Origin of the sequence: Zavarzinia aquatilis (assembly GCF_003173035.1) — a bacterium.
Lineage (GTDB): Bacteria > Pseudomonadota > Alphaproteobacteria > Zavarziniales > Zavarziniaceae > Zavarzinia > Zavarzinia aquatilis.
This window is the reverse complement of record NZ_QGLE01000008.1, coordinates 127,137-142,206: the sequence shown is the minus strand read 5'-3', so window position 1 is coordinate 142,206 and position 15,070 is coordinate 127,137. Positions and strand designations below refer to the sequence as shown.

14 protein-coding genes are annotated in these 15,070 nt (G+C 67.8%); 7 read left to right on the top strand and 7 right to left on the bottom strand.

What is annotated here, in order from left to right; all coding sequences use genetic code 11:
* The first annotated feature begins 56 nt into the window (after positions 1-56).
* From apaG to argE, 3 genes are all read left to right on the top strand, one after another.
* Complete coding sequence (gene apaG / locus DKG74_RS14445) at positions 57-449, top strand: Co2+/Mg2+ efflux protein ApaG (RefSeq protein WP_109906881.1); 393 nt, start codon at positions 57-59, stop codon at positions 447-449.
* Between the two features lie 127 nt (positions 450-576).
* Positions 577-1,278, top strand: a complete 702-nt coding sequence (folE, locus tag DKG74_RS14440; RefSeq protein WP_243404135.1) for a GTP cyclohydrolase I FolE — start codon at positions 577-579, stop codon at positions 1,276-1,278.
* A 78-nt stretch (positions 1,279-1,356) separates the two neighbouring features.
* Positions 1,357-2,526: an acetylornithine deacetylase gene (argE, locus tag DKG74_RS14435; RefSeq protein WP_109906880.1), complete on the top strand. Its 1,170-nt coding sequence runs from the start codon at positions 1,357-1,359 to the stop codon at positions 2,524-2,526.
* Positions 2,527-2,675: 149 nt separating this feature from the next.
* Here argE and DKG74_RS14430 read toward each other — a convergent pair whose 3' ends face one another.
* The 4 genes from DKG74_RS14430 to DKG74_RS14415 form a co-directional block, all read right to left on the bottom strand.
* The gene (locus DKG74_RS14430) at positions 2,676-3,611 is read right to left on the bottom strand and encodes a lipid A biosynthesis lauroyl acyltransferase (protein ID WP_165837698.1); all 936 of its coding nucleotides are present in this window, start codon (positions 3,609-3,611) and stop codon (positions 2,676-2,678) included.
* Positions 3,612-3,681: 70 nt separating this feature from the next.
* Complete coding sequence (locus tag DKG74_RS14425) at positions 3,682-4,314, bottom strand: DNA-3-methyladenine glycosylase family protein (RefSeq protein WP_109906878.1); 633 nt, start codon at positions 4,312-4,314, stop codon at positions 3,682-3,684.
* Positions 4,311-5,501: an MFS transporter gene (locus DKG74_RS14420; protein WP_109906877.1), complete on the bottom strand. Its 1,191-nt coding sequence runs from the start codon at positions 5,499-5,501 to the stop codon at positions 4,311-4,313. The genes DKG74_RS14425 and DKG74_RS14420 overlap by 4 nt, the downstream gene beginning before the upstream one ends.
* Positions 5,502-5,555: 54 nt before the next feature.
* Positions 5,556-6,011 carry a DUF3592 domain-containing protein gene (locus DKG74_RS14415; RefSeq protein WP_109906876.1) on the bottom strand — a complete coding sequence of 152 codons (456 nt, stop codon included), beginning with the start codon at positions 6,009-6,011 and terminating at the stop codon, positions 5,556-5,558.
* Between the two features lie 163 nt (positions 6,012-6,174).
* Between DKG74_RS14415 and DKG74_RS14410 the strand changes: the two genes are divergently transcribed.
* Entirely contained in the window at positions 6,175-7,104 is a 930-nt protein-coding gene (locus DKG74_RS14410; protein ID WP_165837697.1) for a DMT family transporter, read from the top strand.
* Complete coding sequence (locus DKG74_RS14405; protein ID WP_109906874.1) at positions 7,101-7,715, top strand: LysE/ArgO family amino acid transporter; 615 nt, start codon at positions 7,101-7,103, stop codon at positions 7,713-7,715. The genes DKG74_RS14410 and DKG74_RS14405 overlap by 4 nt, the downstream gene beginning before the upstream one ends.
* 3 nt (positions 7,716-7,718) lie before the next feature.
* Here DKG74_RS14405 and DKG74_RS14400 read toward each other — a convergent pair whose 3' ends face one another.
* The 3 genes from DKG74_RS14400 to DKG74_RS14390 all read right to left on the bottom strand — a co-directional run bounded on the left by DKG74_RS14400 (position 7,719) and on the right by DKG74_RS14390 (position 11,488).
* Positions 7,719-8,339, bottom strand: a complete 621-nt coding sequence (locus DKG74_RS14400; RefSeq protein ID WP_165837696.1) for a TetR/AcrR family transcriptional regulator — start codon at positions 8,337-8,339, stop codon at positions 7,719-7,721.
* A gap of 121 nt (positions 8,340-8,460) precedes the next feature.
* Entirely contained in the window at positions 8,461-10,458 is a 1,998-nt protein-coding gene (locus DKG74_RS14395) for a PhoX family protein (protein WP_165837695.1), read from the bottom strand.
* A 100-nt stretch (positions 10,459-10,558) separates the two neighbouring features.
* The gene (locus DKG74_RS14390) at positions 10,559-11,488 is read right to left on the bottom strand and encodes a LysR substrate-binding domain-containing protein (RefSeq protein ID WP_165837694.1); all 930 of its coding nucleotides are present in this window, start codon (positions 11,486-11,488) and stop codon (positions 10,559-10,561) included.
* Between the two features lie 481 nt (positions 11,489-11,969).
* Here DKG74_RS14390 and DKG74_RS14385 point away from each other — a divergent pair, with 481 nt between their 5' ends.
* Both DKG74_RS14385 and DKG74_RS21815 read left to right on the top strand, forming a co-directional pair.
* Positions 11,970-14,624, top strand: coding sequence for a glycosyltransferase (locus DKG74_RS14385; protein ID WP_109906870.1), 2,655 nt, complete (start codon positions 11,970-11,972; stop codon positions 14,622-14,624).
* A complete protein-coding gene (locus DKG74_RS21815; RefSeq protein WP_165837693.1) occupies positions 14,621-15,067 on the top strand; it encodes a GtrA family protein in 447 nt (148 codons plus the stop codon). Before DKG74_RS14385 ends, DKG74_RS21815 begins: the two co-directional genes overlap by 4 nt.
* Positions 15,068-15,070 lie beyond the last annotated feature (3 nt).

Sequence of the window (15,070 nt, the reverse complement as noted above, 5' to 3'; positions counted from 1 at the left end):
TATGTTTCCGGGCGCCCTCTGGACTTTTGCCAGAGGGCCGACAATATGAAGAAACGATGTACGACAAGACGACCCGCGCGATCCATGTGACGGTCCGGCCCACCTTCCTCGAGGACCAGTCCTCGCCGGACGAGAATTACTATGTCTGGGCCTACCGCGTGCAGATCGAGAACCAGGGCGCGGAGACCGTGCAGCTGCGCGACCGCTACTGGCGCATCACCGACGGTTTCGGCCGCGTGCAGGAAGTGCGCGGCCCCGGCGTCGTCGGCGAGCAGCCGGTGCTGAAGCCCGGGGAGCGGTTCGAATATACCAGCGGCACGCCGCTGGCCACGCCTTCGGGGATCATGCTGGGCACCTACCGCATGGAAACCGAAACGGGCGAGTCCTTCGAGGTCGAGATCCCGGCCTTCTCGCTGGACAGCCCGCATTACCCGATGCGCCTGAACTGAAATCCGGTGTGACGGGGCTGATCCGGCCGCGGCATCGCCGCGTATGGACTTGAGTGAAACGGCCGGCTCGCGTGCTTGAGGCCCGGAAACACGGGGCGGGAAGCGCCCCGAACGAAAGGGATGGATTATGACTGTCACCCCGACCATGAAGCTGCCCGGCGCCGCCAAGGACGCCAAGCCCGGGAATACCAAGGCCGGGGGCGGCCGCGAAAGCAACCTCATCCTCGGCAAGGCGCGCACCGACCGCCCGACCCGGGAAGAGGCGGAATCCGCCATCCGCACCCTGCTGCTCTGGGCCGGCGACGATCCGGACCGCGAAGGCCTGGTCGACACCCCGGCCCGCGTCGCCCGCGCCTATGAGGAATTCTTCGCCGGCTATGACGCCGATCCCGTCGAGATGCTGAACCGCACCTTCGAGGAGGTCGAGGGTTACGACGAGATGATCGTCCTCAAGGACATCCGGCTGGAAAGCCATTGCGAGCACCACATGGTGCCGATCATCGGCAAGGCCCATATCGCCTATCTGCCCAAGAACCGCGTCGTCGGCATCTCCAAGCTGGCCCGCGTCGTCGACGCCTATGCCAAGCGCTTCCAGGTACAGGAGAAGATGACGGCGCAGATCGCCAATTCGATCGAGGACGTGTTGCAGCCGCGCGGCGTCGCCGTGGTGATCGAGGCCCAGCACCAGTGCATGACCACGCGCGGCGTGCACAAGCCGGGCGTTTCCATGGTCACCTCGCGGATGCTCGGCGCCTTCCGCCACGATCCGCTGACGCGGCGCGAGTTCCTGACCATCATCGGCAATCCGGCGTCCAGCGTGGGTGCCTGATTTCCGCTATAATGCTGCTATGGTTTGAGTCGCCCGCTCCGGGGCTCCGGGGCGGGCGGCTTCGTTTGGAGGGACTACATGGCCGGTGACCGCATCGGGGCGGCAGAAATGCTGCGCCGCCTTGTCGCTTTCGACACGACGAGCCGCAATTCCAACCTCGAGCTGATCGACTATGTGCGCGGCTATCTCGCCGGTCACGGCGTCGAAAGCGAACTGGTGTTCGATCACGGCGGGGCCAAGGCCAATCTCTACGCGACGGTCGGCCCGCGCGACCAGGGTGGCATCATCCTGTCCGGCCATACCGACGTGGTGCCCATCGACGATCAGGACTGGGATACCGATCCCTGGGTGGTGACCGAGCGCCACGGCAGGCTCTACGGCCGCGGCACCTGCGACATGAAGGGTTTCGTCGCCTGCTGCCTGGCGCTGGTGCCGGAGTTCATCGAGCGCGGGCTGAAGGCGCCGATCCACCTCGCCTTTTCCTATGACGAGGAGGTGGGCTGCCTCGGCGTCCACAGCCTGATCGCCCATGTCGTCCAGCATCACCCGAAGCCGAAACTGTGCCTCGTCGGCGAGCCGACGATGATGCAGGTGGTCGATGCCCACAAGGGCATCCGCTCCTTCGTCACCACGGTGACCGGACTGGAAGCCCATTCCAGCCAGACCCATGTCGGCGTCAACGCGGTCATGGTCGCCGCCGAATTGATCGGCTTCCTCGGCCGGCTTGGCGATGACCTGCGCGCGCAGGGCGATGCCACCGGGCGCTTCACCCCGCCCTATACCACCCTGTCGGTCGGCACGATCGAGGGCGGCACGGCGGTGAACATCATCCCGCGCCATTGCCGTTTCGCCTGGGAATATCGCTCCCTGCCCGGCACGGATGCCGAGGAACCGATCCGCCGCTTCGAGGAGCATGTGCGGACCAGGGTCCTGCCCGCGCTCGAGGAAAAGGCGCCGGGCATCGCCGCGATCACCACCGTGCCGCGCTCGGTCACCCCCGCGCTGCGCCCCGATCCGGGTTCGGCGGCGGAAACCCTGGCCAAGGCCCTCGCCGGGGTGAACGACACGCTCGCGGTTTCCTACGCGACCGAGGCGGGCATCTTCCAGGTCCACGGCATTCCGACCGTGGTCTGCGGCCCGGGCGACATCCTGCAGGCCCATCGGCCGAACGAATTCGTCGACGCCGCCCAGATCGACGCCTGCGTCGCCTTCCTGCGGAAGCTCGCCGACCGCATCTGCGTCAGCTGAGGACCGCGCCCTTCCCGTCGCGAGACCCCGGCCTGCGCCGGGGTGACGAATGTGATGGCGCTCCCCACCCCTCGTCATTCCGGCGAAGGCCGGAATCTGGATCAGGCAAGGGCACCCGTTCCGCCGGGGCGGTGACTGTGTGAAGGCGGTCAGCGCCAGCGGCGGTGCAGCCAGTTCCACTGGTCGGGGCGCTGGCGCACCCAGGTCTCGATGATTTCGGTCACCCGGGCGGTGATCGCGGTTTCCGCCGCCCGGGCGTCGGTCATCTCGTATTCCTTCGAGAAGTCGAGCGCCTCGGTCATGTGGATGCGGAAGTGGCAGCCGTCCAGCCGCTCGGCCCAGGCGCCGTAAACCGGGCATTTGAAGCGGCGGGCGAGTTTCGCCAGCGTCGCCGACGTCTTCACGTCGCGCCCGAAGAAAGGCACCGAGACGCCGCGGCTGAAATGCTGGTCGACCAGCATCCCGAGATGGCCGCCGGCCTCGAGTTCGCGCGCCGCCAGCAGGGCGGCCTGGAACCCGGCGGGGATCAGCTTGCCCATGGCACTGCCGCGGATCTTCAGCAGCACCTTCTCGGCGATGGGATTGTTGGGGGCGCGGAACATCGCCGCCATGCGCAGGCGGTAATGGGCGGCGCCGGCGCCCAGCACTTCCCAATTGCCGATATGGCCGGTGAAGATGATCGCCGGCTTGCCGTCGTCGCGGATTTCGAGAAAACGCTGGACCACCTCGGGGCTGACCTCGACCCGGCTGCCGGCGGGCGGCGGCGTGTCGCCCAGCCCCTGTGGCCACAGGGTGGACAGATGGGCATATTCGGTGAAATAGCGCCCGAAATTATCCCACATGCCGCGCACGATAGCCTCGCGCCCGGCTTCGGTAATCCCGGGATAGGCGGCGTCGATCTGGCGGCGGGCGACTCTCGAGACGGAAATGCGCGGCCCCAGCCGGCTGGCGATCCAGCCGCCGACGCGGGAGGCGCGGTCGGTGCCCATCAGCTTGCACAGGGCGAGGATGAGGAAGATCGCCGCCGCCTCGATCACCCACTGCACGCGCAGGAGCCCGCGATAGAGCCGCAGCTTCGTCTTCAACCACCACTGTCGCATTCTTGTTCCAGACCTTTGTCGCGCCCGGCGGACCTTAGTGATCCTGCGACGGCGGTCAAGCCTCGGGCTTTTTCCGGATATGGCCGTAATAGCGCCAGATGACCAGCGCGGCGGTCGAGCGGTGGGGCGCCCAGCGTTTGCCGATCTCGTCCAGCGCCTTGAAATCCGGCCGCGCCTCCAGCCCCATCAGCCGCGCCGCCCCTTCCGCGAGGGCGAGGTCGAGGGCCGGCCACAGATCCATGCGGCCAAGGGCGAACATCAGGTAGATTTCGGCGGTCCAGCGCCCGATGCCCTTGATCGCGGTGAGCGCCGCGATGGCCTCGGCGTCGGGCATGGCGTCGACCGCGCCGAGGTCGAGGCGGCCCGACGCCACTTCGTCCGCCAGGATCAGGGCATAACGCGCCTTGGGCCGGCTGAGGCCGAAGCCGCGCAACCCCTCCTCGTCGAAGCGCCGCACCGCCTGCGGCGTCACCGCGCCGCCGAGGCCGGCCTCGAGCCGCGCCCAGATCGCGGCCCCGGCGGCGACCGAGACCTGCTGTTCGACAATGATGCGCACCAGCGCGTCGAACCCCGGCTTGCGGACCCGGGGCGGCGGCGTGCCCGCCTCACGCAGGGCTTTCCGCATGAAGCGGCATTTGCGCTCCAGCCGGGAGAGGGCGGTGTCGTGGTCGACGGCGATCCGTGTCATCGCGTGATCCCCCGGCGCAGGCGGCGTTCGATGGCGAGTTGCAGCAGGGGCACGAGCGCGGCGGACAGGATCGCGAGACCGGCGAGGCTGGCCATGCCGGTCAGGCGTCCGGCCTCGTCGCTGGTCAGCAGCAGGCTGGACACCCCCGCCCCGGCCGAGGCCGCGAGATGCTGCACGGCGGAGGACAGCGACATGAAGCCGGCCCGCTCGGCCGGCGACGGCACCCGCGACATCAGGGTCTGGGTGCCGACATTGCGCGCCGACATCGCCAGCATGAACAAAGGAAACAGCACGAGCAGCGGCAGGGGCGGCGGCACCATGACGAAGGCGCCGAACATGAGCGCCGCCAGCGCCAGCGTGGCCGCGCCATTGATCGGCGCCGTGCCGAAACGGTCGACCAGCCGCCCGGCCAGCCGCATCCCGACGAGGCTGAGGCCGCCGCCGATCATATAGAGCAGCCCCATGTCCTCGCGCGGGAAGCCGAGGTTGAACTGCAGATAGGCCGTGGTCGCCGGCAACACCAGGAAGGCCTGCATGTTGGCACAGCCGACCGCGGCGAGAGCGAGGGCGGTATTGGGCCGGCGCAGGAAATGGAGCCGCGCCATCGCGCCCCCGTCCTGCCGCCGCCCGGCCGGCAGCGCGAAACGGACCACCAGGGCGATGCCGACGATGGCGATGCCGACGGCGAGGAACGGCAGCCGCCAACCGCCGAGCCGGGCCAGTTCCAGCCCCGCCGGCACGCCAGCGACGGCGGCGATGGCGAAACCGCCCATGACGATGCCAAGCGCCCGGCCGCGCCGCTCCTCCGGGATCAGGTCGGCGATGACCGAGAGGGCGAGCGCGGTCGACGGCCCGCCGAACAGCCCGGCCACCACCCGGGCAAGGACGAGGGTGCCAAGATCGACGGCGAAGCTCGCCGCCATCGTGCCGACGCCAAGCCCGGCGAGGCAGACCATCAGCGCGCTTCGCCGCTCGAAGCGGTCGAGCACGAAGGCACCGAACAGGCCCGACAGGCAACCCGCCACCGTGTAGGCCCCGGCGACGATGCCAAGATGCGCCGGGTCGATGTTCAGCCCCCGGGCGAAGTCGGGCCCGAGCGGCATCACCATCATGAAATCGAGAATATTGACGAACTGGATGGCCGTGACGATGGCGACCACCCTGCGCTCCGCTGTGACTGTCGCCACGTCTCCCCCCGCTTTATCGTCCTTTGTCGCACGGGGCGGCGGCCTTGGCGATGCTCAAAGCACGATCGCGAGCACGGCACAGACGAGGGCGATACCGGCACCGATCAGGCGCGGCAACAGGTCCGGCGCGCGCGGCTGCAGCAGCGCCTCATTCGGGGCGGCGGGGTTGTAATGCACGTCGACCGCGGTCCCCGACGGGAAACGGGCGAGGAATTGCACCGCCTCTTCCTCGCGCTCGAACACCGGCTCGCGGTTGGAGATGCGGCTGCCGATATGATCGGCGCCGCCGGCGGCATAGCGATAGGCGATGGTCGGCAGATGCACGAGGCGGGCGGCGTGGCGATGGATACGCCGCTCGGCGTCGAGGCCGGTCAGGGCGACCGCGCCCTTGACCACCGGCCAGGACAGCATGGCGCGGTAATGCGCCCGCTCCCGCAGGGCAAGCGCCACCAGAACCGCCGCGACGACGAGAAGAATAGCCGCCAGTCCAAAGCTCAGCCCGTCCGCCATGCCCTCGCCCCGATTCCCTGTTCGCGGCAAGTCTTGCGCGAGGCCGGGACGGCATCAACCCGTCATGTGGACAGGACATGGCACATGCCGAAGATGCACAGTTTTCGGGCAGACCCGCTTCCGCCACCATCGCCCGCTCCCCGAACCCGAATGGCCTTGCCCGATGACGATCGCCCAGCCCGCCCTCGCCCCCGCGTCGTCTGCCCTCGGCGGCTATGTCTTCGCCCTGACCGGCGTCGCCATCTGGGCCGGCTGGACCGTGGTCACCCGCATGGACATGCGCGGCACCATGGCGATCACCGATCTCGTCGCCCTGCGCTTCGCGACCGCCGGCCTCCTGCTGCTGCCCGTCCTGCTGCGCAAGGGCCTGCCGCTGAAACGGCTCGGCATCGGCGGCGTGCTGGCGCTGGCGGGCACGGCCGGGGCGCCCTATGTCCTGATCGCCGGGGGCGGCCATGCCTTCGCGCCGGTGTCCCATTCGGGCGTCCTCATCTGCTGCGGCGTGCCGCTGGCGACCGCCCTGCTCACCCGGCTGTTCCTGGGCGAGCGTTTCAGCCGGCTGCGCGTCATCGGCTATGGCCTCATCCTCGTCGCCGCCGCGATCCTGATGATCGAGGCGGTGCTGGGCACGGGCCTTGGTCCCCAGGTGCTGCTGGGCGACGTCATGTTCATGACCGGCGCGCTGATGTGGGCGGGCTATACGGTGCTGGTCCGGCACCATGGCCTCGATCCGCTGCATTCGACCGCCATGGTCGCCACGGTTTCCGCCGCCCTTTACCTGCCCGTCTATGTGCTGTTCCTCGATCCCGGCATCGCCAAGCTGTCGTGGGGCACCATCGCCCTCGAGGCGGGCTTTCAGGGCGTGCTGACCTCCATCGTCTCGCTTCTGCTCTTTTCCATCGCCATCGGCCGCATCGGCGCCTCGCGCACTTCGGCCCTGACCGCGCTGGTGCCCGCCGCCGCTGCCCTGCTGGCCATTCCCGTGCTCGACGAATGGCCGAGCCTCGTCCAGGTCGCCGGCATCCTGACGGGCACGCTCGGCGTCGCCCTCGCCAGCGGCGCCCTCGCCCTGCCCGGCAGCCGCCGGGCATGAGCGAAACATTGCTGCCCGCGGGGCAAGGCTTCCTGCTGGGTGCCAGCCTGATCGTCGCCATCGGCGCGCAGAATGCCTATGTCCTTCGTCTCGGCCTGATGCGGCGCCATGTCTTCGCCATCTCGACCCTGTGCTTCCTGTCGGACGCGGTGCTGATCGCCGCCGGGGTCGCCGGCCTCGGCACCATCATCCAGAGCCTGCCGGCGCTGCTGTTCTGGATTTCGCTGGCGGGCGCGGGTTTCCTCGCCGTCTACGGTTTCATCGCCTTCCGCCGCGCCCTGCGGCCGGCGGCCCTGCAGGCCTCGGGGGGCGAGGCCGGCAGCCTCGGCACCGTGCTGGCGACCGGCGCCGCCCTCACCTTCCTCAACCCTCATGTCTATCTCGACACGGTGGTGCTGCTGGGCAGCCTGTCCGCCCGCTTCGAGGGCGAGGGGCGCATCGCCTATGGCCTCGGCGCGGCCTTCGCGTCCTGCGTCTGGTTCTATGGCCTTGGTTTCGGCTCGCGGCTGCTGGCGCCGGTCTTTGCCCGGCCCATGGCCTGGCGCGTCCTCGACAGCGTGATCGCCCTCGTCATGTGGTCGATCGCCGCCGGCCTCGTGCTCTCGGCCTGAACCTCAAACCCGGGCGAGGCCGGCGATGACGAAACTCGCCAGCGTCTCCCGCACCTTGTCCTTCGACAGGTTGCTGCGCTCGGCGTGATAGGCCGCCTGTTCGACGAGACCGAGCAGCGAATGGGCGATCAGTTCGGGATCGACATCGCCGCGGATCTCGCCCTTGTCCATGCCTTCCTGCAGCGACTGGGCGATCAGCTTGGCGAGGCGGTCGCGCGGGCGAACCGTCGGCTCTTCAGGGCCCGGGTCGATGATCGACAGGTCCATCAAGGCGGCCGCGATCACCTTGCGCTCCCCTTCCTCGAAGGCGAGGGCAGCCTGCAGCGTGTCGAGGATGCGGATGTTCCAGGGCTGCGGTCCGGTCAGCGGGCCGATGATGGCCGCTTCGATCTCGGCGCAGGCTTCCTCGGAAAAGGCGAGGAAGATGTCCCGCTTGTCGGCGAAATGCAGATAGAAGGTGCCGTTGCCGACCTCGGCCTCGCGGGCGATGTCCTGCGGGCGCGTGGCGTGATAGCCGCGCTCGACGAACAGCTTGCGGGCCGCGGCCAGCAGGCGGCGGCGGCTTTCCTGGCGGCGACGGGCGCCGCGCGCGCCGGAAGCCTGATCTTCAGCGATATCAACCATGGCGGCATTTGGGGTCAGACATGACAACATGTCAATCAGACGAAGGCAGCGGCGTGCCCCGAAACGGAAAGAGGGCCCGGCGGTGTCGCCGGGCCCTCCCCCGATGGGATCTCGCGGCCGATCAGTTGCCGATGATGCCGCCGTCGGTGCGACGCACGGCGACCATGGTCGGGCGCTTCTGACCGTTCGGGAAGCTGCTCGGCTGGCCGTCTTCGCCCGGGTGCTGGATGTTGCAGAAGAAGGTCGTGTTGTCCGGGGAGAACAGCGGACCGCAGATCTCGCAGCCGTAAGGGCCGACGAGGAAGCGCTTCACGCGGACCTTGCCGTTGCCGGCGACTTCGGTGCACAGCACCTGGTCGTTGCAGGGATAGCTGTTCGGCGTGCCGTCGGTCGCGATCCACAGGAGGCCACGGTTGTCGAAGGTGATGTTGTCGGGCGAGCCGAAGCGATCGCCGAAGAACGTCCCCTTGACGTCGCCGACCGCGCCGGACGCCGCCTTCGGATCACCGGCCAGCAGATAGAACTGCCAGGTGAAGGTGGTCGAGGTGTGGTCGTTGCCGTTCTCGGTGATTTGGACGATGTGGCCCGTGCGGTTGTTGGTGCGCGGATTGGCCGCGTCGGCCGCGCCCGAACGGACGGTGCCGGTCGGACGGTTGGCGGAACCGCCGCGATTGCTGTTGTTGGTGCAGACCACGAAGACCTTGCCGGTGCCGGCGAAGGTGCCCGGGGTGTGCGGCGCCTCGACGTCTTCCGGACGATCCATCGGGGTCGCGCCGACGACGTCGCCAGCTTCACGGGTGCGCAGGCAGATGTCGGCCTGGTCGGCGAAGGCGCCGGCGGCCTTGGACTCGAGGTTCGCGTGGGTCAGCGGCAGCCACTCGCCGGTGCCATCCGCGTTCAGCTTCGCGGCATAGAGCGTGCCCGAGGACAGGAGCGAGAAATGCCCCTTGGCGCGCGGGTTCGCGGAGTCGAAGGTGCCGTCGGTCACGAACTTGTAGACGTAGTCGAAACGCTCGTCGTCACCCGAATAAAGCACGACCTTGCCCTTGGTCTGGCCTTCCGGATACTGCACGACGACGGTGGCGCATTCGTGCTTGAAACGGCCAATGGCGGTGTGCTTCACCGGGCGGCGGGTCGGATCGAACGGATCGACTTCGACGATCCAGCCGAACTTGAAGCCTTCGTTCGGCATCTTCGCCAGGTCGAAACGGCTGTGGTACTTTTCCCAGCGGCGCTGCGAGGCGCCATTGGTCATGCCGAGGATACGATAGTTATCCTTGGTCGTGCCGGCCGGCAGGCTGCTGGCGTTGGCGAAATACTGGTTGAAGTTCTCTTCCGCCGACAGGTAGGTGCCCCAGGGCGTGAAGCCGCCGGCGCAGTTGTTCAGCGTGCCCGCGACCGGACCGGAGAGACGCGGATCGTCCTTGGCCGGGCCATCGACGAGGAAACGGGTCGTGCCGGTGATGCGGCGGGCGACCAGCGCGCCGTCCGGCGTGTCGCCGACGCGCATCCCCTTGTCGTGGACCCAGGTATCGCCTTCGAGACGGATGCCGGCGACCGTGATGCCGTGGGCGGCCAGCTCGACATCCACCGTGTTACGCCGCGCGGTCGTGGCGCTATAGCCGGGGAACATGTCGCTACCGGTCGTGTATTCGTGATTGAACACGGCGATATAGGCCGAATGCGACTGGCCGTTCGCGCTGGCGGGGGCGCCGAACGGATTGGCGAACAGGGCGAGCATGTCGTGGTTGAAGCCGATGCGGCGTTCCTGCTCGTCGGCGGTCATGTTGCCGGCGTTCACTTCGCCCGCGCCCGTGCCCCAGGCGGCGTCGCCCTCGAACAGCGAATCGCCCCACGGCAGCAGGGTCTGGAAGCTGTAGCCCGGCGGCACCGTCACGGTATCGGCGGTGGTCTCGGCGACGGCGGTGAAGCCGGTCGCGGCCTGGGCTTCGGTCGGAACGCCGAAGGTGACCATCGACGTGGCGGCGGCCGTCGCGGCGACGGCGCCCGCGCCCACCAGGAAGCCGCGGCGGCTCAGCTGGGCGTCGATCATGCCTTCAAGCGTATTGTCGGAAGAAAGGCTGCGCTTGCGCAGGTCCTCGGCCTCGAAATCAGACATTGGAAATCCCCTCGTCATGCGGCCCCGTCAGGGGGCCGTCATTGGCGATCGGGATTACAAATTCGAACGGCTACAATTCCGCGACAGATCGGAAAATCTCTTATGAAGCCGCAAGCGGCGGAGACACGCCCGCCCCCTCCTCGGCCAGGGTCTCGCGCAGGGCCAGCACCAGCCAGCGGCCGAGACGGGCGACATTGCGGCCGTCCCGTTGCGTCGCGGGGGTGCGCAGGACATAGGAGCCGAAGCGGATGTCGGTCGTCAGGACCTCGACCAGCCGCCCGGCGGCAAGATGATCGCCGACCAGCAGGATATTGCCGAGAGCGATGCCCTGCCCCTGCAGCGCCGCCTCGATCGCGGCATCGGCGTGCCACAGCCGCGGGCCGTGAAGCGGTGGCACCGGATCGAGGCCGGCGCGCATCAGCCACTGGGACCATTGCTCCCGGCTCTCCTCGTGAATGAGCGGCGCGCCCGCGATATCGCGCGGATGCACGAAAGGCCCGCGCCGGGCGACGAAGGTCGGACTGGCGACCGGAAAGAAGCGAGGCTCGACCAGAGGCGTGGCGACGATACCCGGCCCGGGTTTCGGATTGAAGGCGATCTCGGCATCCGCCTCGCCCTTGGCGAAATCGGGGCTGCGGTCGGTCGGCTGCAGAATGATATCGACGCCGGGCAGGGCCGCCTCGAGCGCGGCAAGGCGGCGGGCCAGCCAGCGCACGGCAAGGCCCGGCGCGCAGAAGATGCGCATTTCCCCCGCGCTGCCGCGCGGCGACAACTCTTCGGTCGCGTCGGCGATCAGGTCGAAGGCGCCGGATATCCGCTCGAAGTAGCGACGCCCCTCGTTGGTCAGGACGATGCCCCGGCCCTCGCGCTCGATCAGGCGGACCCCGGCCCAGGCTTCGAGATTCTGCAAGTGGCGGCTGATCACCGTGTGGCTGACGTTCAGGTCCTCGCCCGCGCGGCGCGTACCGCCCAGACGGGCGACGGCCTCGAAGGCACGCAGGGCGACGAGCGGCGGCAGGCGACGGGACAAGGACATCTTCCGGCAGTGGCCCTGCAATCTAACCCGCGCCGGCCGGAACGGCATCCCCCTTCGCCGCGCCCCTGTTGCAGGGCTGCCGCAGCGACGATTCATTTCTTGGGGGGCGACGGACACATCTGGACAAATTCCGCAACTGCGTCGGAAATGTGGCGGTGCGTCAGCCCGTGCCGGTACAGGGGTGCCGGGGCACGCCGAAGAATGAGGGCCACCGCCTCCCGCCCGAGGCGCCGCAGTCGTCGCGTCATGCGACCAGACCGGAAGGCCGGCACCGGGTGAACGGTGCGGCGATACGGTCGTCCCATCCTGCCTTCGCCCCGTTCCCCGCTTTCCCTTCGCCAACCCACCGACCGCCGCCCATGCGCCGGTTGCATGAGGCCCGTGCGATCAGGATAGCCGATCGGTTGCAATGGCGAAGGAACCGGGGGCCATGACGCCGGGTTCATGCTCTGACGCAGTTCCGGGTCACAAACAGATGCGCAAAATCGCCGTCAATATCGCTGTACTTCTTGTCGTGCTGGCCGCCCACGCGGGCGCCTGGGCATGGTTCAACCGTCCCGCCGACATGGCGGACTGGGAAGGTTCGATCCAGGCCCTGTCCTTCGACCCGCACCGGGCCGACCAGAACCCTAACGAAGGGACCAACCCTTCTCCTGCGCAGATCGACGAGGATCTGGCGACGGTCGCCACGGTAGCCCAGGGCATCCGTACCTATTCGACCCTGAACGGTCAGGAAGACATTCCGGCCATGGCCGCGCGCCATGGCCTCTTCGTCATCGCCGGTGCCTGGCTGGACAAGCGTCAGGACAGCAACCAGCAGGAAATCGCCGGCCTCGTGCGCATGGCGAACAGCAATGCCAATGTGAAGCGTCTGATGGTCGGCAACGAGGCGGTCCTGCGCGGCGACCTGACGGTGCCCGAGCTGATCCGCATCATCAAGGACGTGAAGCGCCAGGTCGACCAGCCGGTTTCGACCGCCGAGCCTTGGCATGTCTGGCTCGATCATCCCGAACTGGTCGAGGCGACCGACTATATCGCCGTGCACCTGCTGCCCTATTGGGAAGGCGTGCCGGCCGACCAGTCGCTCGACTATATCGCCCGCCGCTACGACCAGATCGCCCGCGCCTATCCGGGCAAGAAGATCGTCATCTCGGAGATCGGCTGGCCGTCGGATGGCCGTATGCGTGACGGCGCGACCCCCAGCCTCGACAACGAAGCCGACTTCATCCGCAATTTCCTGACGCTGGCCCGCGCCCGCGGCTGGGACTACTCGATCATGGAAGCCTTCGACCAGCCGTGGAAACGGCAGATCGAAGGGGCCGTCGGCGCTTATTGGGGCATTTTCGACGCTTACCGCGAGCCGAAGTTCCCCCTGTCGGGCGACGTGACCGCGGTCAAGGACTGGCCGCTGCTGGCCCTGATCGCCGCCGCCATCGCGCTTGTGCCGCTGGGCTATTTCCTCGCCAAGTCGAACAACCTGAAGCCCCAGGGCAAGCTGCTGTTCGGCGGCCTCATCCTCGTCGCCGCCAACCTCATGGTCTGGACGGTGCACTATGGCACGACCCAGTATCTGAACCTGCCGATGATCGTCGTCTGGTCGGTGCTGTCCTTCGGCATGTTGTTCCTGCTCACCCTCATCCTGGCCGAAGGCTTCGAGATGTCGGAGGGACTGTTCGCCCGCTTCAGCAAGCGGCATTTCACGCCCTACCGCCTGCCCGCCGCCGCCGAGCGCGAGCGGCACTGGCCCAAGGTCTCGCTGCATCTGCCGATCTGCAACGAGCCGGCCGAGATGGTGCGCCGTACCCTCGACAGCCTGGCCAAGCTCGACTACCCCAATCTCGAAGTCCTGATCATCGACAACAACACCAAGGACCCCGCGATCTGGCAGCCGGTGCAGGCCTATTGCGAAATGCTGGGCAGCCGTTTCCGCTTCTTCCATCTCGAGGTCTGCAAGGGCTTCAAGGCGGGCGCCCTCAACTTCGCCATGGGCCAGACCGCCCCTGACGCCGAAGTCGTCGGCGTGATCGACAGCGACTATCTGGTCGAACCCGACTGGCTGAAGTCGACGATCCCCTATTTCGACGAGGAAAAGGTCGGCTTCGTGCAGGCGCCGCAGGACCATTACGACTGGGCCGGCAATGCCTTCAAGGAAATGATCAACTGGGAATATGCCGGCTTCTTCCATATCGGCATGTCGATCCGCAACGAGCGCGACGCGATCATCCAGCACGGCACCATGACCCTGGTCCGGCGCAAGGCGATGGAAGCGGTCGGCAACTGGTCGACCTGGACCATCTGCGAAGACGCGGAAATGGGCCTGAAGCTGATGCATGACGGCTGGAAGTCGGTCTACATCAACCACCGCTTCGGCCGCGGCGTGACGCCGGACAGCTTCGCCTCCTATCGCGGCCAGCGCTTCCGCTGGGCCTTCGGCGCGATGCAGATCCTGCGCGGCCGCAAGTCCTGGCTGAACCCGTTCAAGGACACCGGCCTGACCCTTGCCCAGAAGTATCACTTCATCATGGGCTGGGCGCCCTGGTTCGCCGATGCGATGAACCTGATGTTCACCGTCGCCGGTCTGCTCTGGACGGTCGGCCTGCTGATCCTGCCGGAATATTTCGCCTTCCCGGTGACCCTGTTCCTGGTGCCCACCCTGGCGGTCTTCGGCTTCAAGCTGGCCTATACGTTCTCGCTCTACGCCAAGCGCGTGCCCTGCACCATGACCCAGGCGGCGGGCGCGGCCATCGCCGGCCTCGCCCTCACCTACACCGTGGGCAAGGCCTTCGCCATCGGCCTCGTGAAGAAGGAAAAGCCCTTCCTGCGCACGCCGAAGTGCGAGGACAAGCCGGCGGCGATCCAGGGCGTGCTGAACGCCCGGGAAGAGACCACCCTGATGCTGCTGCTCTGGGCCGCCGCGGCCGCTGTCGCCGTCGTCTATGGCGATCGGGACCGCGAGTCCTATGTCTGGGTCGCGGTCATGCTGGTGCAGTCCCTGCCCTATCTCGCGGCGCTCGCGCTCTCGATGATCTCGGCGGTGCCGGGCCTGCGCTGGCTGCCCTTCGGCCGCGCGGCCAGCCGTCCGGACGTGCCGGCCGCCGGCCACGCCCAGACGCCGGGTGCGCAGCCTTGAGCGAAAACACGCTCGTTTCGCGTGGGAAGGCCCTGATCCGGGCCTTCCTGCGCAGCCACTTCTTCCACTATGTCGTGATCGGCACGCTTGGCCTGCTGGTCGATATCGCGGCCTTGCGTCTTGCGCTTGATGTCTTCGGCCTCGGCTTTTATGTCGGGCGGGTGTTCTCGTTCGCCTGCGCGGTGACCTTCACCTATCTGTGCAACCGCAACTTCACCTTCCGGGACGTGGCCCATCGCCCGCTGCTGCGGCAATGGGTGACGTATGCGACGGCGCAGCTTGGCGGCCTGACGGCGAATTACGCGACCTATGCCGCGCTGATCACCTGGTGGCCGCTGACCAAGGATTATCCGGAAATCGCCGTCGCCTGCGGCGCGATCGCCGGGCTCGGCTTCAATTACACGGCGGCGAGCCGGATCGTGTTCCGGCCGGCCAAGGGCTGACGG